The sequence below is a fragment of the Mycobacterium sp. C31M genome (assembly GCF_053345865.1).
In genome coordinates this window covers 40,097-59,788 of sequence record NZ_JBKFAX010000010.1, presented here as the reverse complement: position 1 = coordinate 59,788, position 19,692 = coordinate 40,097, and the positions used below count along the sequence as shown (strand labels likewise).

The 19,692-nt window shown below is 67.9% G+C and carries 24 protein-coding genes and 1 pseudogene; 10 read left to right on the top strand and 15 right to left on the bottom strand.

What is annotated here, in order from left to right:
* The first annotated feature begins 28 nt into the window (after positions 1–28).
* Genes ACLBYA_RS16385 through ACLBYA_RS16375 form a run of 3 tightly spaced genes read left to right on the top strand, consistent with a single transcriptional unit; the run spans position 29 to position 2,044 of the window.
* Positions 29–343, top strand: coding sequence for a putative quinol monooxygenase (locus tag ACLBYA_RS16385; RefSeq protein ID WP_447710479.1), 315 nt, complete (start codon positions 29–31; stop codon positions 341–343).
* Positions 344–350: 7 nt separating this feature from the next.
* Entirely contained in the window at positions 351–1,169 is an 819-nt protein-coding gene (locus ACLBYA_RS16380) for a mycofactocin-coupled SDR family oxidoreductase (RefSeq protein WP_447710478.1), read from the top strand.
* Positions 1,169–2,044, top strand: a complete 876-nt coding sequence (locus tag ACLBYA_RS16375; protein ID WP_447710477.1) for an SAM-dependent methyltransferase — start codon at positions 1,169–1,171, stop codon at positions 2,042–2,044. Before ACLBYA_RS16380 ends, ACLBYA_RS16375 begins: the two co-directional genes overlap by 1 nt.
* Here ACLBYA_RS16375 and ACLBYA_RS16370 read toward each other — a convergent pair.
* The gene (locus ACLBYA_RS16370) at positions 2,041–3,717 is read right to left on the bottom strand and encodes a ribonuclease J (RefSeq protein ID WP_447710476.1); all 1,677 of its coding nucleotides are present in this window, start codon (positions 3,715–3,717) and stop codon (positions 2,041–2,043) included. The two genes, ACLBYA_RS16375 and ACLBYA_RS16370, sit on opposite strands and share 4 nt — an antisense overlap.
* A complete protein-coding gene (dapA, locus tag ACLBYA_RS16365) occupies positions 3,714–4,562 on the bottom strand; it encodes a 4-hydroxy-tetrahydrodipicolinate synthase (protein WP_447710664.1) in 849 nt (282 codons plus the stop codon). Before dapA ends, ACLBYA_RS16370 begins: the two co-directional genes overlap by 4 nt.
* Before the next feature lie 142 nt (positions 4,563–4,704).
* Between dapA and ACLBYA_RS16360 the strand changes: the two genes are divergently transcribed.
* The 3 genes and pseudogenes from ACLBYA_RS16360 (at position 4,705) to ACLBYA_RS16350 (ending at position 6,501) form a co-directional block, all read left to right on the top strand.
* Entirely contained in the window at positions 4,705–5,271 is a 567-nt protein-coding gene (locus ACLBYA_RS16360; protein WP_447710475.1) for a nucleoside deaminase, read from the top strand.
* Positions 5,272–5,306: 35 nt separating this feature from the next.
* Positions 5,307–6,113: pseudogene (locus ACLBYA_RS16355) on the top strand (MFS transporter); the annotation flags it as partial.
* 97 nt (positions 6,114–6,210) lie between these two features.
* Entirely contained in the window at positions 6,211–6,501 is a 291-nt protein-coding gene (locus ACLBYA_RS16350; protein WP_447710474.1) for a hypothetical protein, read from the top strand.
* Here ACLBYA_RS16350 and ACLBYA_RS16345 read toward each other — a convergent pair.
* From ACLBYA_RS16345 to ACLBYA_RS16325, 5 genes are all read right to left on the bottom strand, one after another.
* Positions 6,498–7,178 carry an SDR family oxidoreductase gene (locus ACLBYA_RS16345; protein WP_447710473.1) on the bottom strand — a complete coding sequence of 227 codons (681 nt, stop codon included), beginning with the start codon at positions 7,176–7,178 and terminating at the stop codon, positions 6,498–6,500. The two genes, ACLBYA_RS16350 and ACLBYA_RS16345, sit on opposite strands and share 4 nt — an antisense overlap.
* 143 nt (positions 7,179–7,321) lie before the next feature.
* Positions 7,322–8,413, bottom strand: coding sequence for a diguanylate cyclase (locus ACLBYA_RS16340; protein WP_447710472.1), 1,092 nt, complete (start codon positions 8,411–8,413; stop codon positions 7,322–7,324).
* 152 nt (positions 8,414–8,565) lie between these two features.
* On the bottom strand, positions 8,566–9,771 hold the full coding sequence (locus ACLBYA_RS16335) for a winged helix-turn-helix domain-containing protein (RefSeq protein ID WP_447710471.1): 1,206 nt from the start codon (positions 9,769–9,771) through the stop codon (positions 8,566–8,568).
* 35 nt (positions 9,772–9,806) lie between these two features.
* Positions 9,807–10,271, bottom strand: coding sequence for a dihydrofolate reductase (locus tag ACLBYA_RS16330; protein WP_447710470.1), 465 nt, complete (start codon positions 10,269–10,271; stop codon positions 9,807–9,809).
* Positions 10,268–11,059 (bottom strand): thymidylate synthase, encoded by a 792-nt coding sequence (locus tag ACLBYA_RS16325; protein WP_447710663.1) that lies wholly within the window; start codon positions 11,057–11,059, stop codon positions 10,268–10,270. The genes ACLBYA_RS16330 and ACLBYA_RS16325 overlap by 4 nt, the downstream gene beginning before the upstream one ends.
* Positions 11,060–11,141: 82 nt before the next feature.
* Here ACLBYA_RS16325 and ACLBYA_RS16320 point away from each other — a divergent pair, with 82 nt between their 5' ends.
* Positions 11,142–11,879, top strand: a complete 738-nt coding sequence (locus ACLBYA_RS16320; RefSeq protein ID WP_447710469.1) for a dienelactone hydrolase family protein — start codon at positions 11,142–11,144, stop codon at positions 11,877–11,879.
* 1 nt (position 11,880) lies between these two features.
* On the opposite strand, the gene ACLBYA_RS16315 is transcribed toward ACLBYA_RS16320, so the two are convergent.
* Genes ACLBYA_RS16315 through dapB form a run of 5 tightly spaced genes read right to left on the bottom strand, consistent with a single transcriptional unit; the run spans position 11,881 to position 15,040 of the window.
* Positions 11,881–12,339, bottom strand: a complete 459-nt coding sequence (locus ACLBYA_RS16315; RefSeq protein ID WP_447710468.1) for a hypothetical protein — start codon at positions 12,337–12,339, stop codon at positions 11,881–11,883.
* 50 nt (positions 12,340–12,389) lie between these two features.
* Positions 12,390–13,376 (bottom strand): hypothetical protein, encoded by a 987-nt coding sequence (locus ACLBYA_RS16310; protein WP_447710467.1) that lies wholly within the window; start codon positions 13,374–13,376, stop codon positions 12,390–12,392.
* Positions 13,377–13,389: 13 nt separating this feature from the next.
* Positions 13,390–13,791: a flavodoxin family protein gene (locus tag ACLBYA_RS16305; RefSeq protein ID WP_447710662.1), complete on the bottom strand. Its 402-nt coding sequence runs from the start codon at positions 13,789–13,791 to the stop codon at positions 13,390–13,392.
* A 44-nt stretch (positions 13,792–13,835) separates the two neighbouring features.
* Positions 13,836–14,306, bottom strand: a complete 471-nt coding sequence (locus ACLBYA_RS16300; protein WP_447710466.1) for a hypothetical protein — start codon at positions 14,304–14,306, stop codon at positions 13,836–13,838.
* Complete coding sequence (gene dapB, locus ACLBYA_RS16295) at positions 14,303–15,040, bottom strand: 4-hydroxy-tetrahydrodipicolinate reductase (RefSeq protein WP_447710465.1); 738 nt, start codon at positions 15,038–15,040, stop codon at positions 14,303–14,305. The genes ACLBYA_RS16300 and dapB overlap by 4 nt, the downstream gene beginning before the upstream one ends.
* Before the next feature lie 42 nt (positions 15,041–15,082).
* Here dapB and ACLBYA_RS16290 point away from each other — a divergent pair, with 42 nt between their 5' ends.
* Both ACLBYA_RS16290 and ACLBYA_RS16285 read left to right on the top strand, forming a co-directional pair.
* Positions 15,083–15,841 carry an META domain-containing protein gene (locus ACLBYA_RS16290; protein WP_447710464.1) on the top strand — a complete coding sequence of 253 codons (759 nt, stop codon included), beginning with the start codon at positions 15,083–15,085 and terminating at the stop codon, positions 15,839–15,841.
* A gap of 10 nt (positions 15,842–15,851) precedes the next feature.
* A complete protein-coding gene (locus tag ACLBYA_RS16285) occupies positions 15,852–16,763 on the top strand; it encodes an NAD-dependent epimerase/dehydratase family protein (protein ID WP_447710463.1) in 912 nt (303 codons plus the stop codon).
* Here the strand turns inward: ACLBYA_RS16285 and ACLBYA_RS16280 are convergent.
* On the bottom strand, positions 16,745–17,647 hold the full coding sequence (locus ACLBYA_RS16280) for an SDR family oxidoreductase (RefSeq protein WP_447710462.1): 903 nt from the start codon (positions 17,645–17,647) through the stop codon (positions 16,745–16,747). The two genes, ACLBYA_RS16285 and ACLBYA_RS16280, sit on opposite strands and share 19 nt — an antisense overlap.
* Positions 17,648–17,732: 85 nt before the next feature.
* On the opposite strand from ACLBYA_RS16280, the gene ACLBYA_RS16275 reads away from it, so the two are divergent.
* Positions 17,733–18,296 carry a TetR family transcriptional regulator gene (locus ACLBYA_RS16275; protein ID WP_447710461.1) on the top strand — a complete coding sequence of 188 codons (564 nt, stop codon included), beginning with the start codon at positions 17,733–17,735 and terminating at the stop codon, positions 18,294–18,296.
* Here the strand turns inward: ACLBYA_RS16275 and ACLBYA_RS16270 are convergent.
* A complete protein-coding gene (locus tag ACLBYA_RS16270; protein ID WP_447710460.1) occupies positions 18,274–19,080 on the bottom strand; it encodes a hypothetical protein in 807 nt (268 codons plus the stop codon). The two genes, ACLBYA_RS16275 and ACLBYA_RS16270, sit on opposite strands and share 23 nt — an antisense overlap.
* On the bottom strand, positions 19,077–19,592 hold the full coding sequence (locus tag ACLBYA_RS16265; protein ID WP_447710459.1) for an Lrp/AsnC family transcriptional regulator: 516 nt from the start codon (positions 19,590–19,592) through the stop codon (positions 19,077–19,079). The genes ACLBYA_RS16270 and ACLBYA_RS16265 overlap by 4 nt, the downstream gene beginning before the upstream one ends.
* Between the last annotated feature and the right edge of the window lie 100 nt (positions 19,593–19,692).

The following is a 19,692-nucleotide window of genomic DNA, read 5'->3' as shown; positions in this document are numbered from 1 at the left end:
AAGTCACTGGAGAGCTGAGGAGCCGCCCATGCCTGTTGTCGTCGTTGCCACCATGACCGCCAAGCCCGAATCGGTGGACATCGTCCGCGCCGTCTGTACCGACGCCATCGCCGAGGTACACGCGGAGCCGGGCTGCGAGCTGTACTCGCTGCACGAGGCCGACGGGACCTTCGTGTTCATCGAGCAGTGGGCCGACGAGGACGCGCTCAAGACGCACAGCACCGCACCGGCGGTCGGCAAGCTGTTCGGCTCGGTGGGTGAGCACCTCGACGGGGCACCGGATATCAAGATGCTGGCGCCCGTGGTGGCCGGCGATCCCGCCAAGGGCCGGCTGCGCGGCTAGGCCCGCCATGGGATCGCTGACCGGAAAGGTCGCCTTCATCACCGGAGCCGCGCGCGGGCAGGGCCGCGCGCACGCGGTGAAACTGGCCACCGAGGGAGCCGACATCATCGCCGTCGACCTGTGCGATCAGATCGACTCGGTGCCCTACCCGCTGGCCACGCCCGACGATCTGGCGGCCACCGTAAAACTGGTCGAGGAGGCGGGGGCGCGCATCTATGCCGCCCAAGCCGATGTGCGGGACCGGGATTCGGTGAAGTCCGCGCTGCGTGCCGGTACCGAGGCGCTCGGTGACCGCCTGGACATCGTCGTCGCCAATGCCGGTATCGCACCGATGGCCGGCGAGGACGCCTGGCAGGACGTCATCGACGTCAACCTGACCGGCGTGTACAACACGGTCGACGTCGCCATGAAACCGATGGTCAAGTTCGGCAACGGCGGGTCGATCGTGTTGACGAGTTCGGTGGCCGGACTGGTGGGCTTGGGGTCGCCGATCGCCGGTTCGGTGGGCTACGCCGCCGCCAAGCACGGCATCGTGGGACTGATGCGGGTGTATGCGAATGTGTTGGCCCAGTTCAATATCCGGGTCAACTCCATCCACCCGGCCGGGGTCGACACACCGATGATCGACAACGACTTCACCCGGTCCTGGCTGGCCGGGATGGCGCAGCAGCAACAGCGTGGACCGGATATGAGCAATGCGCTGCCGGTGCAGACACTCGACGTCGAGGACATCGCCAACGCGGTGTTGTGGCTGGTGTCCGACACCGCCCGTTATGTCACCGGCGTCACCTTGCCGCTGGACGCCGGGTACGTGAACAAACGCTAGTGGCACCAAACCCTGCCGCCCAGACCGCCTTCGGCCCGATGGTGTTGGTGGCCGTCGAACAGCAGGAGCAACCCGGCCGTCGGCTCATCGAAGACGATCTGGCGCGCGGTTTCCTGCCGGCCGGGTTGCGGGCGCTGACGGCCTCGGCCAGGGTGCCGATGGTGCGGGCGGCCCTGATCGCGGGCTCGGAGCGGTCCGGGCCCGGCCTGTGGGCGAGCATCGTGTGCCGCAAGCGCTATATCGACGACAAGGTATCCGACCCGGCGGCCGAGATCGACGCCGTGGTGATCCTGGGGTCGGGCCTGGACACCCGGCCGTACCGTATTGCACGGTACGGCACGCTGCCGGTGTACGAACTCGATCAGCAGGTCAACATCGACCGCAAGCGAGCGGCGGTGCACCGGGCGCTCGGGGCGCTACCGGAATCGGTGCGGCTGATAGGACTCGACTTCGAGACCGACCCGGTACTGACCGCATTGGCCGACAACGGTTTCCGCGATACCGGTGCGACGCTGTTCATCTGGGAAGGCGTCACCCAGTACCTGTCCCCCGCTGCCGTGCACGGCATGTTCGAGCAGCTGCGCAGCGTCACCCCGGGTAGCCGGCTGGTGTTCAGTTACATCCGGCAGGATTTCATCGACGGGACGAATCTGTATGGCGCGCAGGCGCTGTACCGCAGGTTCCGGCAGCGAGCACAGGTATGGAAGTCCGGTTTCGTCCCGGAACAGTTGGAGGACACCCTGCGCGGTTACGGCTGGCGACTGCTGGAGCAGGCCGGGCCCGGTTACTACCGCGACACCTATATCCGGCCGACGGGCCGCACCCTGGGCGCCTCGCCGATCGAATGGACGGCGCTGGCAGTCCGGACCGACTAGATCTCGATGACGGTGGGCACGATCATCGGCTGCCTGCGGTAGGTCTCGCCGACCCACTTGCCGACGGTGCGCCGCACCATCTGGGCAATCCGCACCGGGTCGGTGATCTGGTCACCGGCGAGGCGTTCCAGCTCCGCCTCGACCTTGAGCGCGACCGGCTCGAGCGCTTTCGGATCTTCGGAGAACCCGCGGGAATGCAGCTGGGCCGGTCCGGCCGGCTTGCCGGTCCCCCGCCGCAGCACGACGGTGACGGCGACGAATCCCGAAGACAGGGTGAGCCGTTCGCCGAGCGTGGATTCGCCGACGTCGCCGGTGATGAGTCCGTCGACGAACATCTTGCCCACCGGGACCGCACCGGCGATCGAGGCGACCCCGTTGATCAGATCGACGCTGACACCGTTCTCGGCGAGCACCACATTCTCCGGCGGAACGCCGGTGCGCACCGCGAGGGCGGCATTGGCCCGCAGGTGACGCCAGGTGCCGTGCACCGGCATCACGTTGCGCGGCCGCACCCCGTTGTACAGGAAGAGCAGTTCGCCGGCATACGCGTGGCCGGAAACATGCACGCGGGCTTGGGCATTGGTGACCACCCGGGCACCGACCTTGGAAAGCGCATCGATGACGCCGAACACCGCTTCCTCGTTACCGGGGATCAGTGAGGACGACAGGATGATCAGATCGCCGGCGGTCAGCGTGATGCTGCGGTGCTCACCGCGCGACATCCGCGACAGCGCGGCCATCGGTTCGCCCTGGGTGCCGGTGGTGATCAGCACCACCCGGTCGGCCGGCATCATCTCCGCGGCGGCGATGTCGAGAATGTCCTCGTCGGCGACCTTCAGGAAGCCGAGTTCGCGGGCGATCCCCATATTGCGCACCATGGACCGGCCGACAAACGACACCCGCCGGCCGAGTGCGACGGCGGCATCGATGATCTGTTGCACACGATCGACATTGGAGGCGAAGCAGGCCACGATCACGCGCCCGTCGGCGCCGCGGATCAGCCGGTGCAGGGTCGGTCCGACCTCGCTTTCCGATGGGCTGACACCGGGGTGTTCGGCGTTGGTCGAGTCACAGAGGAACAGGTCCACCCCGGCATCACCGAGTCGTGACATACCGGGCAGATCGGTGGGCCGACCGTCGGGCGGAAGCTGGTCCAGCTTGATGTCACCGGTGTGCAGGACGGTGCCGGCCCCGGTGTGCACAGCGATCGCGAGCGCGTCCGGGATCGAGTGGTTCACGGCGAAGTACTGGCATTCGAACACGCCATGAGTGCTGCGTTCGCCCTCGGCCACGGTGACGAACTTCGGTTTGATGCGGTGCTCGCGGCACTTTTCGGCGACCAGGGCCAGAGTGAACCGGGACCCCACGATGGGGATGTCACCACGCAGCTTGAGCAGGTGCGGGATGGCGCCGATGTGATCCTCGTGCGCGTGGGTGAGTACCAGCGCCTCGATATCGTCGAGGCGGCCCTCCACGTGCCGCAGGTCGGGCAGGATCAGGTCGACGCCGGGCTCGTCGTGACCGGGGAAGAGCACCCCGCAGTCGATGATCAGCAGCCGACCCAGGTGCTCGAAAACCGTCATGTTGCGGCCGATTTCGCTGATCCCGCCCAGCGCGGTGACCCGCAGCCCGCCGGGGGCCAATGGCCCCGGAGGTGTCAGGTCGGCGCTCATCGCAAGACGCCGGCCGAACGCATGTCCACGGCGAGCGCGTCGATCTCCGACTGCTCCGCGGGCACCTGCGGCAGCCGCGGCTCGCCGGCGTCGATGCCGAGCAGCCGCAGCCCCTCCTTGGACATCGTCACCCCGCCGAGGCGGTTCTGCGCGTCGTTCAGCGGGCCGAGGGTGGCATTGATCTTGCGGGCGGTCGCGATATCGCCGGAGTTGAAGGCCGAGAGCATCTCTCGCAACTCGGCGGCCGCGACGTGTCCCCACACACTGACGAACCCGACCGCCCCCACGGCCAGCCAGGGCAGGTTCAGCGAGTCGTCGCCGGAGTAGTAGGCGATACCGGTCTCGGCCATGATCCGGGCCGCGCCGTGCAGGTCACCCTTGGCGTCCTTGACCGCGGCGATGTTCGGATGCTCGGACAGATTCTGCAGCGTGTGCCAGTCGATCGGGATGATCGAGCGCGGCGGGATGTCGTAGAGCATCACGGGCAGATCGGTGGCGTCGGCCACGGCGGTGAAGTGCGCCTGCACACCACGCTGGGATGGCCGGGAGTAGTACGGGGTGACGGCCAGCAGGCCGTGTGCGCCGGCGGCGGCACTGGCCTTGGCGAGGTGCACGCTGTGCGCGGTGTCATATGTTCCGGCGCCTGCGATGATGCGCGCGCGGTCACCGACGGCGTCGAGGACGGCTTCCAGGAGCGCGATCTTCTCGTCATCGGTGGTGGTCGGCGACTCACCGGTGGTTCCGGAGACGACCAGTCCGTCGCATCCGGTGTCGACCAGATGGGTCGCTACCTTCTTGGCGGCCGCCAGATCGAGCGAGCCGTCCGGGCCGAACGGCGTCACCATGGCAGTCAGCACGGTGCCCAAACGTGCGCTGACGTCGATTCCACTGGTGGTCACGCGCGTCAGATTACCCGCTCGCTCGAGCGGATTATGCAGCGCGGGCGGTTAGGGGCGTTTCGGTTTAGGGTTGCCCATGACTTCCGCTATGACAGGGCTCACCCGTCGCCTACTGGATGTCATCGAGTTCGACGTGCTGCCGCTGACCGATGCGGGCGTCGCGGCCGGGAACAAGGTCTTCGGCGCGGCACTGCTGCGTAAATCCGATCTGTCGCTGGTGATCGCCGGCACCAACGACGAGACGGACAATCCGCTCTGGCACGGCGAGGTGCACACCCTCAAACAGTTCTACGAACTCCCCGACCGCCCTCCGGCCACGGATCTGCTCTTCCTGACCACCCATGAGCCTTGCACGATGTGCATGTCCGCGATCACCTGGGCCGGTTTCGACAACTACTACTACTTCTTCAGCCACGAGGACTCCCGGGACAGCTTCGCGATCCCGCACGACCTGTTGATCCTCAAGGAGCTCTACGGCTGCGAGCCCGGCGGGTACCGCCGAAGCAACAGTTTCTGGACGGCTCACTCGATCGGCGAGCTGGTCGACGCGGAACCCGAATTGCGCGAACAACAGCAGCGCATCACCGCGCGGTATGCCGAGTTGTCACAGCGGTATCAGCAGTCCAAGGGAGACAACGACATTCCGCTGAGCTGAGTTACACGCGACCGCTCTACCGTAAAGTTCCACCGATGACCTCCGCCGTCACCGAGTGGCGCCGCTACGGCACCGTGCCCGTCGCCGCCGCGCTGGGATACTCCCTCGGCGTGATCCACGTCTACTCCCTCGGCGCGTTCATGCAGCCGCTGGCCGACGAGTTCGGTTGGAGCCGCGCGCAGACCTCGGTCGGATTGACCATCGTGGGCATGGCCGCGGCGGTCGCCGCGCTGCCGATCGGGTTGGCGGTGGATCGGTTGGGCCCGCGCCGGGTCGGGCTGATCGGCACCGTACTCATGTCGGTCGCGTTCACGTTGTTCGCCACTGCCTCCGGGTCGATGGCGAATTGGATCCTGCTGTGGGCGGTGCTGGCGTTCGCCAGTTTCTGGGTGCAGACCACGGTGTGGACCAGCGCCGTGGCGAGCCGGTTCGAGAAGTCGCGCGGGCTCGCGTTCGCGGTGGCACTGTCGGGCGGGTCACTCGGTGCCGCGGTGTTCCCCGCCTTGGCGGTCACCCTGATCGGCGAATGGGGTTGGCGGGCCTCGTTCGTCGGCCTGGGAGCGGCCTGGGGCGCGCTGGTGGTGCTGGCCGTGTTCCTGTTCTTCCGGGGTGCCCAAGACGACCGGGCCGAGGTGACCGTGGCGCCGGAAGCTCCCACACCGCCCGAGCTACCCGGTGTGACCCTGCGGGAGGGACTGACCTCGGCCACCTTCTACCAACTGCTGCTGGCGGCGGGCCTGTTCGCCTTCACCACTCTGGGCGTGGTGGTGCACCTCGTGCCGATCCTGCGCGATGCCGGCGCCGAGCCGCTGGCCGCCGCCGGGACCGCGGCGCTGGTCGGTGTCTTCTCGATCATCGGACGGCTCAGCGTCGGCCAGCTGCTGGACCGATTCACCGGCCGCGTCGTCGGCGCCTGCGCCGACGACGCGGAGCCAGACCGTGGCTGCGGCACTGTTCGGGCTGACGCTGGGCGCGGAGGTCGACGTCATCGCCTATCTGGCATCCCGCTATTTCGGGCTGAAGAACTTCGGTGGGCTGTTCGGCGGGCTGGTGGCCGCACTGTCGCTGGGTACCGCCTTCGGCCCGCTGGCCGCGGGTCTGACCTTCGACAGATTCGGTGGCTACAGCGGATTCCTGGTGCTCACCATCGTGCTGATGGGTCTGAGCAGCCTGTCGCTGGCCTGCCTGCGGCGTCCGCCGGACTGGGCCAGGGTGCCGCAACCGGTCTAGGCGGACCGCAGATAGGTCGAGCCACCGACGTAGACGATGCCGGGGTGGTACTGCGACTGGGCGGCACCGGCGATGGCGGCGGCGAACTCGTCGGCCGACGGCGGCGGCAGGATGTCCGTGCCGTCGATCATGTCACCGGACACCACGGTGAAATGGATTCCGCGGCGGTGGAATTCGTAGCGCATGCCGTACATGGCGGTCTCCCCTGCGCGCATGCTCGCGGCGATCGGCGCGTAACCCTTCGGGACGGCCTTGTGCGGGTAGAAGTGCGCCTGGTGACTGGTGACGAACAGCACGCGGGCACCCGTGGGCATCAGCGGCATGGCGAGCTCGACCAGGCGACGCTGTGCGTCGCGGTTGACCCGCATCGCGGCGTGGGCGTCGGCGTCGGCATCCAGGCCACCGGCGGCGCTGAGCACCAGCGTGTCCAGTCGGCCGAAGCGCTGCCGGATGCCGGCGATCATCGCCTCGGCCGCGGTGGCGTCGGCGATATCCGCGGCCACCGCAGACGCGTGCCCACAGGCGGCGCGGATGGCGTCGGCGACGGCGTGCGCCCGTTTGGGCTTCTCGCGGTAGTTGACGATGACGTGGGTGCCCGGGTGCGCCATCTGCTGGGCCACCTCGGCTCCGATGCCACGTGAAGCGCCCGTCACCAGGGCGATTTGGGTGTCATGCATAGCGGGTCCTTTCGCCGGTCGCACGGCTGCGGCGGCCGGGGCACCGCGCCTTTGCGGGACGTACGAGGATCACCGTACACCCAAATTAAGAAAAATAAGAGATATTTAAGGTCACGGTAAAGTTGAGGTCGAGCGCCCCAAGGTCACGGCGCACCCTCCATGCAGTGCGGTTGCACACGATTGCCGCCGGCCCGTTTGGACCGGTACATCGCGGCGTCGGCGGCGTTGATCAGGTCGTCGAGGAACACCGGGTATTCGATGTCGGAATGCGCGTCGATGACGGCGCCGCACGTGCCCAGGCTCGCGGTGATCCGCACCGGCAGCGCGGCGATCCCCAGCCGGATGCGTTCCGCGGTCGCGGCGTGTTGCTCGGCCGGCCCGACGTCGGCAACGACGAACTCCTCGCCACCGAGCCGGCCCACCACCGAAGCCTGCCCGCAGTACTGCTGCAGGACCGCGCTGATCCCGACGAGCGCCTCGTCCCCGGCGGCATGCCCGCGGCTGTCGTTGAGCCGCTTGAAATCGTCGATGTCGATCATCGTCACGTTGACCGTCATGGCTGCGCCGCGGCCCTGCAGGATCAGCGCGAGCATCGAGTTGTAGAAGGCACGCCGATTGAGCAGGCCGGTGAGGGGATCGCGGTCCGACGTGCGCAGATCGGTGTGCAGCGAGTGCACCAGAGCGTTGATCCCGAACGGCACACCGAGATTGAGCCCCAACACCACCAGCACCGACGCCGACACCAGGGCGGTATCGCCGGTGTCGATCAGCAGCCGGGTCGCCGCGATCGCGGTGCACGCCGTCGCCACCAGGAAGTTGGCGACGACATGCACCAGTGCATGGAAATAGGCCAGCAGTCCCCCGATCGCGGCGAACATGGTGCAGCCCATCAGCCCGCCGTAGGCGGTCGACAGCGTCAGACAGCCGATCGCGATCGACGCGCTGCACACGGCGTGGTAGATCAGCGACCCCCTGCGGGTGGGCCAACCGACCAGCCATACGGTCGCGGCGGCCAGCGCGAGTGCGGCCACCGTCACGGCCAGGATGCGGGCGGTCGGTGTGGCCGGGCCGTACGGGCTCGCGATCATCACCGCCGGCACGGCGGCGAACAACGCGGTGAAGAAGAACGTGGCCAGCCGCCACTGCAGGTCGAGTCCCCGGCCCTGTAGATACACGCTGAACCAGTGGAACTGGTCCTGTTGACGCCACCACGCGCCGCCGCCATACCCCGTCATAGCTATATCTTGCCGCTAATTGACGGTGCCGTCATCATTGATTATTCAAATATATTCGGACCTGGCGAATCCCGCGTACCCGGGGTTCGTGTGCGCTCCGCGGCCTCGATTTCGCGGGTTTCGACGGCCGGGTTCATCGGTGCGGCGCGGGATCAGTGAAGCGCCGCGCGCAGGTCGGCGACCAGGTCCCCGCGGTCACCGACGGTGACGGACTCGGCGCCCAGCCAGCCGGCCATCGACTCCAGTTCCGGGGCCAGCGCCGCCGCCACCCTGCCGCGGTTCTGTCCGTCCTCGGTGAAGGCGCCCAACACCTGCAGGGCACCGTCGGTCCGTTTGAGATCCACCCGGCCGACCAACTCACCGTCGAGCAGGAACGGCCACACGTAATAGCCGAACTGACGCTTGGCGGCCGGTACGTAGATTTCTATCCGGTAGTGGAAATCGAAAAGCCGCTCGACGCGGGGGCGGAAGAAGATCAGCGGGTCGAACGGGCACAGCAGCGCGGTCCCCTTGTTGCGCCGCGGAATCAACTGTCCCGGAACCAGATAGGCCGGCGCGTTCCAGCCGTCGACTGCCACCGGCTCCAGCTGCCCCTCGGCGACCAACGCGGCCAACGCAGGCTTGCTCAGCTTCGGGCTGAGGCGGAAATAGTCACGCAGGTCGGGCTCGGTGCCGATGCCCAACGCGGCGGCGGCCCGCAGCAGCAGTTCGCGTACCGCCTCCTCGTCGGAGACCTCGCGGGCCAGCACCTCCGGTGGGAGCACGCGCTCGGTGAGGTCGTAGTGCCGGGCGAACCCGACCCGTGTCGCTGTGGTGAGCACACCGGACGACCACAGCGCCTCGGCCACCCATTTGGTGTCGCTGCGATCCCACCACGGACCTTTGCGCCCACGCGGTTCGTGTTCCAGGTGCGCTTCGATCTGCCCGGCGGTGGACGGCCCGCGTTCGGCGATCGCCGCGATGACGTCCTCGGCCAGCCGCCCGTTGCGTTTGACGATCTCGGTGCCCCAGCGACCGTGCTCGTACTCGCGCATCCGCCAGCGCAGCAGCGGCCAGTCCTCCACGGACATCAGCGCGGCCTCATGCGCCCAGTACTCGGTCAGCAATCGCGGCGCCTTGGCGCTGTGGCTCCAGGCGGCGCGGTCGAGCACATCACGGTCGTAGGGACCGAACCGGCTGAACACGGGTGCGTAGTGCGCGCGCACGGCGACCGAGACCGAGTCCAGCTGGAGGACCTGCAGCCGCCCGATCAGCTTCTTGAGATGCCCGCGGGTCAGCGCACCGCGGGGTTTGGCTTGGTGGAATCCCTGCGCAGCCACGGCGATGCGCCGGGCCTGCGCGGCGGTCAGAGTCGGCACGCCGCCATCGTGCCGTACGGCACCGACAACGCTCGTCAGCGCAGGTAGCTGGCGAACCGGTAGCGCAATCCCGAACTGCTGGTCAGCCACTCACCGACGGTCCCGGTCCACGATTCGTCGAGCACCGGGGCCATCGCATCGTCGTCATCACGATGCAGGTCGATATCGATCTCGGTGACCTCGCACCGGTCGGCCGCGGGCAGCGCCAAGCCGTAGAGCTGGGCTCCGCCGATCACCCAGCCGTCGAGCTCGGTGGGCAGCGCGGTCACCACCTCGGCGCCGACGGCGGCATAGCCGCCGTCCCGGGACACCACGATATTGCGACGTCCGGGCAGCGGGCGGACCTTGGTCGGCAGGGACTCCCAGGTCAGCCGACCCATCACGACGGCCTGCCCCATGGTCAGTTCCTTGAAATGAGCCTGGTCCTCGGGCAGCCGCCAGGGAATGCCGTTGCCCCGGCCGATCACCCCGGAGCTGGACTGCGCCCAGATCAGCTTCACACCGCCACCGGGGCCTTGATGCCCGGATGCGGGTCGTAGTTGACGATCGCGATGTCCTCGTAGGTGTAGTCGAAGATCGAATCACGCGGTGCCAGAACAAGTTCCGGGTACGGCCGCGGGTCGCGCGACAGCTGCCGGGTGACCTGTTCGACGTGGTTGTCGTAGATGTGGCAGTCCCCGCCGGTCCAGATGAACTCACCGACCTCCAGGCCCGCCTGGGCGGCCATCATGTGGGTCAGCAGCGCATAACTGGCGATGTTGAACGGCACCCCGAGGAACAGGTCCGCGCTGCGCTGGTACAGCTGGCAGCTCAGTTTGCCGTCGGCGACGTAGAACTGGAAGAACGCGTGACACGGCGGCAGCGCCATCTGCGGGATCTCACCGACGTTCCAGGCCGACACGATGTTGCGTCGACTGTCGGGGTCACGCTTGAGCAGCTCCAGCGCCGCGCCGATCTGGTCGATGTGCTCGCCCGAGGGTGTCGGCCAGGACCGCCACTGCACACCGTAAACCGGCCCCAGATCGCCTGTCTCCGAGGCCCATTCGTCCCATATTGTGACACCGCGGTCCTGCAGCCAACGCACGTTGGAGTCACCGCGCAGGAACCACAGCAGTTCGTAGACGATCGACTTGGTGTGCACCTTCTTGGTGGTGATCAGCGGGAACCCGGCGGTCAGGTCGTAGCGCATCTGATGCCCGAACAGGCTGCGGGTGCCGGTGCCGGTGCGGTCGGATTTCGGTGTGCCGTGCTCCAGCACCAGACGCAGCAGATCTTCGTACGGGGTCACAACCTGGGCCACGAACTCAGCTTACGTCGGCACCGGGCTCGCAGCGCTGTGGCCCGACGGTCATGTCGGGTAGAACAGAGCTATGCCGACATCAACCGACAGCATCACCACCCCCGACGGCACCTGCGCTGTCACCGTTGCGACGCCGGACGGCCAGGGCCCGTGGCCCGGCGTGGTGATGTACCCCGATGCCGGCGGGGCACGCGGCACGTTCGACGAGATGGCCGCCCGGCTCGCCGCACTCGGCTACGTGGTGCTGGTGCCCGATGTCTATTACCGCAATCCCGGCTGGGCGCCGTTCGAGATGGCCACGGTGTTCGGCGACGAGGCCGAACGCAAGCGGCTGTTCGGGATGATACAGACCGTCACCCCCGATGTGATGGCAGTCGACGCGGCCGCCTTCTTCGACTATCTGGCCGCGCGCGAGGACGTGATCGGCGAGAAGTTCGGCACCACCGGGTACTGCATGGGCGGACGCACCTCACTCATCGTCGCGGGTCGGGTACCCGAGCGGGTCGCCGCGGCGATGTCCTTCCACGGCGGCGGGTTGGCCTCCGACGATCCGGGCAGTCCGCACCTGCTGGCCGGTGAGATCAAGGCGGTCGTGTACGTCGGCGGTGCCCAGGACGACGCCGGCTTCACAGCGGAACACGCCGCGACCCTGGATCAGGCACTGACCGCGGCCGGTGTCGACCACACCATCGAGACCTATTCGGCCGGACACGGTTTCGCGGTGCCGGACAACCCGCCCTATGACGCCGCGGCCGCGCAGCGGCACTGGGACGCGATGGAACGGGTGTTCGCCGGCGCGCTCGGCTGAGCTATTTCGGCCGTCGCCGCGACACCATCATCGTGGCGACGGCTCGGAAGATGCCGCGCGCCGCGTACACCGCGGCGATGACCGACAGCACGATCAGCGCGATGAACATCACCAGCCAGTTGCTACGGCTGTGGCTGACGTTCCACCAGATGATGGTGAACAGGACGGTGCAGACGAAGACCACCACGTCGCGCCAGTTGCCACTGTAGGAGGCCGCCGCGATGCGGATCTCACGCTGTTTCTCGACCGCGGTGACGATGTCATCGATCCGCAGGTCGATGGAGCGCTGCAGCGCGGCGCGGCGTTCGATCTGGTCGGCCGGGATCTTCTCCAGGAGTTCCATATCCGCCTTGATGTTCCCGCGGATATCGGGTCCCTTGACCGCGCCGGCCGCCAGGCCCAACAGCGCACCACCGGCGATCGGTGCCGCACCCAGTGCGATCTCGGCGAATCCGGGCATCTGCTCCCCCTTGTCACTCGGTCAGCGTCGCGGTCAGTGTGCCATCTCGGTCAGGTCCAGTCGGCCACCGCAGGCCAGCTGTTTTTATCGGCCGGGTCCGGCGCCCATCGCACGGCGGCCAGCACATCGCCGAGTTGCAGCGACCCGGGACCGGAGAGCTCGAAGGTGACGGTCACGCCGGGGGCCACCGTGATCGCTGCTTCGGCGGTCGGTCGGAACTCGTGCAGGAAGCCGTCACGGCCGCCGATCTGGACCGGCTGGGTGAAGGCCTCCTTGCGCTGACCGCCGTCGATGCGGTGTTCCGGGAACTCGTCAGAGGCCCACCACCGGATGTCCAGCCGGTCGGACACGTCGCTGCAGGCGATCACCGGCAGCTCGAACACACCGCTTCCACAGGCGTCGAACGACAGGGTCAGCGGACCGTCCCGCCCCCCGACCACCCCGGAGAGCGGTACGTCGGCGGGCAATGTCGCCAGACTCAGCGGATATCGGATCGCGGTCCGGTCGGCCACGCGGACCCGGACGGCGATATCCAGCAGGCGCGCCAGATCACCCGTCGACTCAGTCGTGCCCTGCACGGTCGCCCAGGAATTCGTGTCGTAGCGCCAGGTGAGCACCGGGCCTGCCGGCCAACGCGGCGGGGTGAGGTAACCTTCGGCGCCGCCAACGGTGACCGGCTCACCGGCCATCGCCACCGCCGGATCGAAGACACCGCGTGCGTAGACGGTCAGCGCTGCAGTCCACGCCGGATGGTTACAGCCCGCGCATTCGTTCGGGTACACGAAGGTCTCATCGTCGGGCTGTAGGTCGAATCGTTGTCGGTTGCGGCTGATTTCGTGGTTGAGCACCCACCAGGCGCCATCGGCGGTGTCGACGGTGATCCAGCGCGGGTCGATGACGGTGCGCACGGCAGGCGCGGGCGCCGCGGCGGTGGCTGTGGCCGTAGTGGCCGGTGGCGACGCGGGTTGGGCACAACCGGTGAACACCGTCATGGTCGCGACGAGTGCCGCGGTCAGTGCTCCCCGAAGTGCCCCCATGAGCACATCATGGTCACCCCATCAGCTGCGCGGCAACGGTTGCGCCGAGATTCCAGCAGGCCTCCAGATCGTTCTTGGACGGTTTGCCGGACACGATCACATGCTCGGCCGCCCGCACCCAGCCGAGTCCGGTGGTGATGCCGTCGACCGCGCGGACCGCACCCTCGGTGCCCTCGTTACCGTGCAACCACAGGCCGTAGGGCCGGCCGCGGGTGCTGTCCAGACACGGGTAGTAGAGCTGATCGAACGCATGCTTGACCGCACCGCTGAGATAACCGAGGTTGACCGGGCTCCCGATCAGATAGCCGTCGGCCGCCAGCGCCTCGGCCGGCGAGACGGTCAGCGCCGGGCGCCGGATGACCTCGACACCCTCGATCTCGGGATCGGTCGCGCCCGCCAGCACGGCCTCGAACATCTCCTGACAATGCGGGGACGGTGTGTGGTGCAGGATCAGCAGCTTCACCGCGCGGCCCGCTCCATCTCGACGGCGGTGCGCATGGTCTCGCGGGCCCGGCTGCGATCCCCGGCGTAGTCATAGGCCCGGGCCAGTCGGTACCAGCGCACCCAGTTGTCGCGATCGGCCTCCAACTCGTCGCGGGTGCGCTCGAACAGCGCGTCGGCGGCATCGCGCTCAATACGTCCCGACGCCCGGCGCGGCAGATCGCTGACGTCGAGATCTATCCCGGCGTCACGGGCCAACCGGACCAACCGCTGATGGGCCAGCCCGGCACGTAGGGTGGCCAGCATCGCCCACAGCCCGATGACCGGCAGCACCAGCAGCGCCACCCCCAGCCCGATCGGCGCCGGCTCGCCGGAGGCGATGAGCGCCAGAGCCGTTCGCCCCAGCATCACGAAGTAAGCCAGCAGCGCGACGCACATGAATCCGATCAGCAGCTGAATCCGCAGCGAACGTGCGCCGTCGGTGCTCATGACAGGTCGAGCAGCGGCTCAATCCCGATGGTGAGGCCGGGATGCTCGGCAACCTTGCGCACCCCAAGGAGCACGCCGGGTACGAACGAGGTGCGGTCCAGGCTGTCGTGCCGGATAGTCAACGTCTCCCCCATGGTGCCGAACAGCACCTCCTGGTGCGCGATCAGTCCGGTCAGTCGGATCGAGTGCACCGGCACCCCGTCGACGTCGGCGCCGCGCGCGCCCTCGATGCCGGTGCTGGTGGCATCGGGGTTGGGCGGCAGATCCTTTCGCGCTTCGGCGATCAGTTTGGCCGTCCGCGCCGCGGTACCCGACGGGGCATCGGCCTTATGCGGGTGATGCAGTTCGATGACCTCGACGGACTCGAAATGGCGCGCCGCCTGCTTGGCGAAATGCATGCTCAGCACCGCACCGATGGCGAAGTTCGGGGCGATCAGCACGGCCTCCTCGGGTTTGCCGGCCAGCCATTCGCGGACTTGGGCGATGCGCTCCTCGGTGAAACCGGTGGTGCCGACGACCGCATGAATCCCGTTGTCGATCAGGAATTTCAGATTGTCCATCACCACATCGGGATGGGTGAAGTCGATGACGACCTCGGTGCCGGAGTCGATCAACAGCGTCAACGGATCACCGGCGTCGACCTCGGCGGACAGTTCCAGATCGGCGGCATCCCGCACGGCATTGACCATGGTGGCGCCGACCTTGCCCCGGGCACCCAGCACTGCGACTCGCATATTCGGAAGCCTACTGGGCCGCCCGATCGGTACCGTGAGCACATGCGCCCCGCCGCCCTGGCTCTCATCGGACTGGCCCTGGCCGGTTGTTCGGCCACCGCCGACGCCGAGGAACTGACGCTGCAAGGCCGCACCTTCATCTCGGTGAACGTCGAGGGTGAGCAGATTCCCGGCGGCGGACCGATGACGCTGGAATTCCTCGACGGCCGCATCTCGGCATTCGCCGGTTGTAATCGCGGGGCCGGGTCTGCCGATCTGGCCGGTGGCCACCTGAGCGTGGGCCAACTGGCCAGCACCATGATGGCCTGCCCGCCACCGTTCGGCGATTCCGACGCCTGGATGACACGACTGCTCGATGCCCGTCCGGCCTGGACGCTCGACGGCGACACCCTGACCTTGCGCACGCCGGCGGCGACGGTCCGGTTGACCGACAAGAAGGTGCTCGACCCCGACCGTCCGGTGATCGGCACCAGTTGGCGGGTCGACAGCCTGATCACCAGCGACGCCGTGATGACGTCGGTCGCGCTGACCGAGTCGAAGCCCGGTCTGACCATCCGCGATGACCACACGGTCACCGGGTGGACCGGGTGCAACACCTTCTACGGCCGCGCCGATGTCGTCGCCCAGACGGTCACCTTCGGGCCACTGAACACCAGTGGGCCGCCCTGTCCGGGTGAGGTCGGCCAGATCGAGGCGTCGATCCTGCGGGTGCTCACCGATGAGGTGGGCGCCGAGGTCAGTGCCGACCGGTTGACACTGACCGGCGCCGAAGGCAACGGACTGGTGCTGCGCGCCGAGTAGCATCCGCCCCATGCGCGGATCCAAGATCCTGATCACCGGCCCCACCGGGCAGGTGGCGGCACCCCTGGCCCTGTCTCTGGCGGCCGACAACGAGGTGTGGGGTATCGCCCGGTTCACCGACGCTGCGGCGCGGGAAAGGTTGGAGCAGGCCGGAATCCGCTGTGAGCAGGTCAATCTGGCGGCCGGTGATTTCAGCGCCCTGCCGTCGGACTTCGACTATGTGCTCAACCTCGCCGTCGCCAAGAGCGGTCGCTGGGACAAGGACCTGGGCGCCAACGCCGAGTCGGTCGGTCTGCTGATGGCCCACTGCGCCGATGCCAAGGCGTTCCTGCACTGCTCGTCGGCCGCCGTGTACGACCCGCCGGATGACGATCCGCGCACCGAGGGCGCCGCCCTCGGCGACAACCACAAATCGCTGTTCCCGACCTACTCGATCTCCAAGATCGCCGGCGAGGTGGTGGCCCGCACCATGGCCCGGGCGTTGGGCGTGCCGACGGTGATCGCGCGGCTCAACGTGCCCTACGGCGACAACGGCGGGTGGCCGTTCTATCAGATGGAGATGATGCTGGCGGGCATGCCGATCCCAGTGCCCCCGGGTGGGCCGGCCCGCTACAACCCCATTCACGAGGACGACATCATCGCGATGCTGCCGGACATGCTCGCGGCCGCATCGGTGCCCGCGACCACGGTGAACTGGTGTGGGCATCAGACCGTCAGCCTGCAGGACTGGTGCGGCTATATCGGCGAATTGGTAGGTCACGAACCGGTTTTCGAGGTCAGCGAGCAGGCGCTGCGCGGTGGCCCCACCGATATCACCCGACTGCACGAACTGGTGGGCACCACCGCGGTCGACTGGCGTGACGGCATCCGTCGGATGGTCAGCACGTTCCACCCGGAGTTGGTTCAGCCCTCCGCGGTGTAGTGACCCGCCCGGATGTCGTCGAGCAGCGTCGGCTGCACCGGGTCCCAGTTCAGCAGGCTGCGCGTTGCCGCGCTGGACGTCGGATTGTCCAGGGCGGCAATGGCGCCGACGAAGCCCAGTTCGTCGATGGCCTGCTCCTGGGTGACCCCGACGGTCGGTAACCCGAGCTGGGCACCGATCGCCGCGGCGATATCGCCGAAGGCGATCCCCTGCTCGGCGGCACCGTGCAGGATCGTCCCGGCCGGCGCGGATTCCAGCGCCAGCCGGTACAGCCGCGCAGCGTCGAGGTTGTGCACGGCGGGCCAGCGGTTGGCGCCGTCGCCGATATAGACGGAGCGCCCGGTCGCCCGCGCGTTGGCCACCAACCGGGGCACGAATCCGTGGTGGTCGGTCGGCCCGTGCACGGTGGGTGCGAGCCGGATCACCGCAGACCGAACATCCTTGTCGGCCAGGGCGATCGTCGCGTTCTCCGAGGCCACCCGGGGCCCGGACGGATGGACCGGGGTGTCCTCGGCACCCAGTTCGCCGGAGCCGCCGAAGGCCAGCATCGCGGTACCTGAGGTGGTGACCAGCGGTTTGTCGGTACCGGCCAGCGCCGACCCGATCGCCTCGGTGGCGGCCAGGTCGACGGCGGCGGCGTCCGCGTAGTCGGTGAAATCGTGTTTGAACGCCAGGTGGATGACGCCGTCGGCATCAGCGGCGGCGTCGGCGAGCCCGTCCGGATCCTCGAGCGTGCCGCGCCACACCTCGGCGCCGGCGGCCCGCAGGGCCTGCGCCGAGACATCGGACCGGGCCAGGCCGGTCACCGTGTGCCCGGCCCCGAGTAGTTCTGCGACGACGAGCTCACCGATATGGCCGCTCGCGCCGGTGACAAAAACGCGCATGTGCAACTCCTCAATATGATGTCAGTAGCTGACATCACCAACGTTACGCTCGATGTCAGTACCTGTCATCACCTAGACTCGTGGCATGGGCCGTTGGCAACCGGACGCGCGGGGCCGCCTCGAGCAGGCGGCGCTGGAGTCCTACCTGGACCGCGGCTTCGAACAGACCACGGTCGCCGAGATCGCGGCCCGTGCCGGCCTCACCGAGCGCACCTTCTTTCGGCATTTCGCCGACAAACGCGAGGTGCTGTTCGGCGGCCAGGACGATCTCGGGGCGGCGATGACGGCCGCCATCGCCGCGATGCCCTTCGACACCGCACCGCTGGACGCGGTGACGGCCGCGCTCGAGTCGACATCGGACTTCTTCACCGACCGCCGCGACCACGCCCGTCGCCGCCAGACCGTCATCGCCGCGAATCCCGGACTGCAGGAACGGGAACTGATCAAACTCGCCACCCTGGCCTCGGTGATGGCGCAGGCGTTACGCGAGCGGGGTGTCGCAGCCGGCACCGCCGGCCTGCTGGCCGAGACGGGTATCGCCGTGTTCAAGGTCGCCTTCGAACGCTGGCTCGCCGAGGACGCCGACACCGCATTCACCGGGCACATCCGGCAGTCGATGGCCGATCTCAGGTCGGCGACTCACCGCTGATCGTCGCGATCTCCGAATCCGCCTGCGCCAGTGCGGTTTTTGCATCCGCCAGCTCGGCACCGACGATATCCACCTGATGTTCGGCGCCACCGAGTTGCGCCAGCAGCTCCTCATAGCGCAGCAGTGCCGCCGCCACCGCTTCGCGACGATCGGTGACGGCGGCAACGGCCTCGGCGTGAATGCGTTCTGCCCGTTCGACGTCCGCGGCGGCCTCGGCCCGGCGGCGGGTCGCTTCCTGTCGACGCTCGGCGGTGTCGACCTCGGGCTCAGGATCGGATGCGGGCGCGGGCTCTACCGCAAACTCGGGCGCCACCGCCAGCCCGAAATCGCCGAAACCCGACCACTCCTGCGCCCGCTCCAGTCGGCCGAGCCGACCCGCCACCTCGGGATCGGCGATCGCGGCCGCCAGCGTGTTGGTCACATCATCGCGCAACGCCGACGTCGAATTCTCCACATCGGCCGCGACCAACCCGGCGCGCGCCAGCTCGCTCACCAATTTCCGCTGCTGCGTGGACAGTTCGCGAATCCGGGCGCCGTCCATCGCCGCATGCGCGGCACGCAGTGCGGCGGTCAGCTCAGCGATCCGGGTACGTGCGGTCGGATCCGACCGGATCAACACATTGACCACCCACGCCGCGACGGTCGGCCGCCGCGCGGCCGCGATCGCCGTCGCGGCGTCGATGTCGCCGCGCTTGCGCGCCGCGACCGCCAACTGCTTGCGCAGCGCGGTGAACTCCTGCGGCGGTACGCCGTAGAGGGTGTCCAGATCCGCATCGAGACTCACAGCGGCGAGGCACCGCGAAGATGCTCGAAGATGAGCGAGGTCTGGGTGCCGGCCACGTCGGCGTCGGCATTGAGGTTCTCCACCACGAAGGCCCGCAGATCGTCGGTATCGCGGGCGGCGACGTGCAGGATGAAATCGTCACCGCCGGCCAGGAAGTAGACATCCATCACCTGCGGCTTCTGCCGGATCTGTTGGATGAAGTCACGGATGCGGCCCCGTGCGTTGGACTGCAGGCTCACCGAGATCATCGCCTGCAGTGTCAGCCCGACGGCCGCCGGATCGATATCGGTGTAGAAACCGCGGATCACCCCGAGGTCCTGCAGCCTGCGCAGCCGGCCGTGACAGGTCGACGGGGCGATCCCCACCGATTCGGCCAGCGCACTGTTGGAGATACGCGCGTCGGCATGCAGGGCCAGCAGCATCCGGCGATCGATCTCGTCAAGATCCGACGGTCGAACATCCTTCGGCGCGGGGGCCAACCGTGAACCTCGGACTGATGATCGTTCATTCATGACCGGATACTATCGAATTATCCACAACATCATTGTGCGTTCCTCGACGTTTCTTCACAATTGACTGTGAACCCAGTCTCAGCAATCGCAAGGAGCGATC

Coding starts and splice junctions, on each gene's coding strand:
- ACLBYA_RS16310 (WP_447710467.1), bottom strand. CDS start 13,376: ATGGGGGCACTTCGGGGAGCACTGACCGCGGCACTCGTCGCGACCATG.
- ACLBYA_RS16265 (WP_447710459.1), bottom strand. CDS start 19,592: ATGAATGAACGATCATCAGTCCGAGGTTCACGGTTGGCCCCCGCGCCG.
- ACLBYA_RS16360 (WP_447710475.1), top strand. CDS start 4,705: ATGACAGGGCTCACCCGTCGCCTACTGGATGTCATCGAGTTCGACGTG.
- ACLBYA_RS16290 (WP_447710464.1), top strand. CDS start 15,083: ATGCGCCCCGCCGCCCTGGCTCTCATCGGACTGGCCCTGGCCGGTTGT.
- ACLBYA_RS16285 (WP_447710463.1), top strand. CDS start 15,852: ATGCGCGGATCCAAGATCCTGATCACCGGCCCCACCGGGCAGGTGGCG.
- ACLBYA_RS16345 (WP_447710473.1), bottom strand. CDS start 7,178: ATGCATGACACCCAAATCGCCCTGGTGACGGGCGCTTCACGTGGCATC.
- dapA (WP_447710664.1), bottom strand. CDS start 4,562: ATGGTGACGCCGTTCGGCCCGGACGGCTCGCTCGATCTGGCGGCCGCC.
- ACLBYA_RS16315 (WP_447710468.1), bottom strand. CDS start 12,339: ATGCCCGGATTCGCCGAGATCGCACTGGGTGCGGCACCGATCGCCGGT.
- ACLBYA_RS16300 (WP_447710466.1), bottom strand. CDS start 14,306: ATGAGCACCGACGGCGCACGTTCGCTGCGGATTCAGCTGCTGATCGGA.
- dapB (WP_447710465.1), bottom strand. CDS start 15,040: ATGCGAGTCGCAGTGCTGGGTGCCCGGGGCAAGGTCGGCGCCACCATG.
- ACLBYA_RS16340 (WP_447710472.1), bottom strand. CDS start 8,413: ATGACGGGGTATGGCGGCGGCGCGTGGTGGCGTCAACAGGACCAGTTC.
- ACLBYA_RS16370 (WP_447710476.1), bottom strand. CDS start 3,717: ATGAGCGCCGACCTGACACCTCCGGGGCCATTGGCCCCCGGCGGGCTG.
- ACLBYA_RS16385 (WP_447710479.1), top strand. CDS start 29: ATGCCTGTTGTCGTCGTTGCCACCATGACCGCCAAGCCCGAATCGGTG.
- ACLBYA_RS16275 (WP_447710461.1), top strand. CDS start 17,733: ATGGGCCGTTGGCAACCGGACGCGCGGGGCCGCCTCGAGCAGGCGGCG.
- ACLBYA_RS16305 (WP_447710662.1), bottom strand. CDS start 13,791: ATGTTCGAGGCCGTGCTGGCGGGCGCGACCGATCCCGAGATCGAGGGT.
- ACLBYA_RS16380 (WP_447710478.1), top strand. CDS start 351: ATGGGATCGCTGACCGGAAAGGTCGCCTTCATCACCGGAGCCGCGCGC.
- ACLBYA_RS16320 (WP_447710469.1), top strand. CDS start 11,142: ATGCCGACATCAACCGACAGCATCACCACCCCCGACGGCACCTGCGCT.
- ACLBYA_RS16280 (WP_447710462.1), bottom strand. CDS start 17,647: ATGCGCGTTTTTGTCACCGGCGCGAGCGGCCATATCGGTGAGCTCGTC.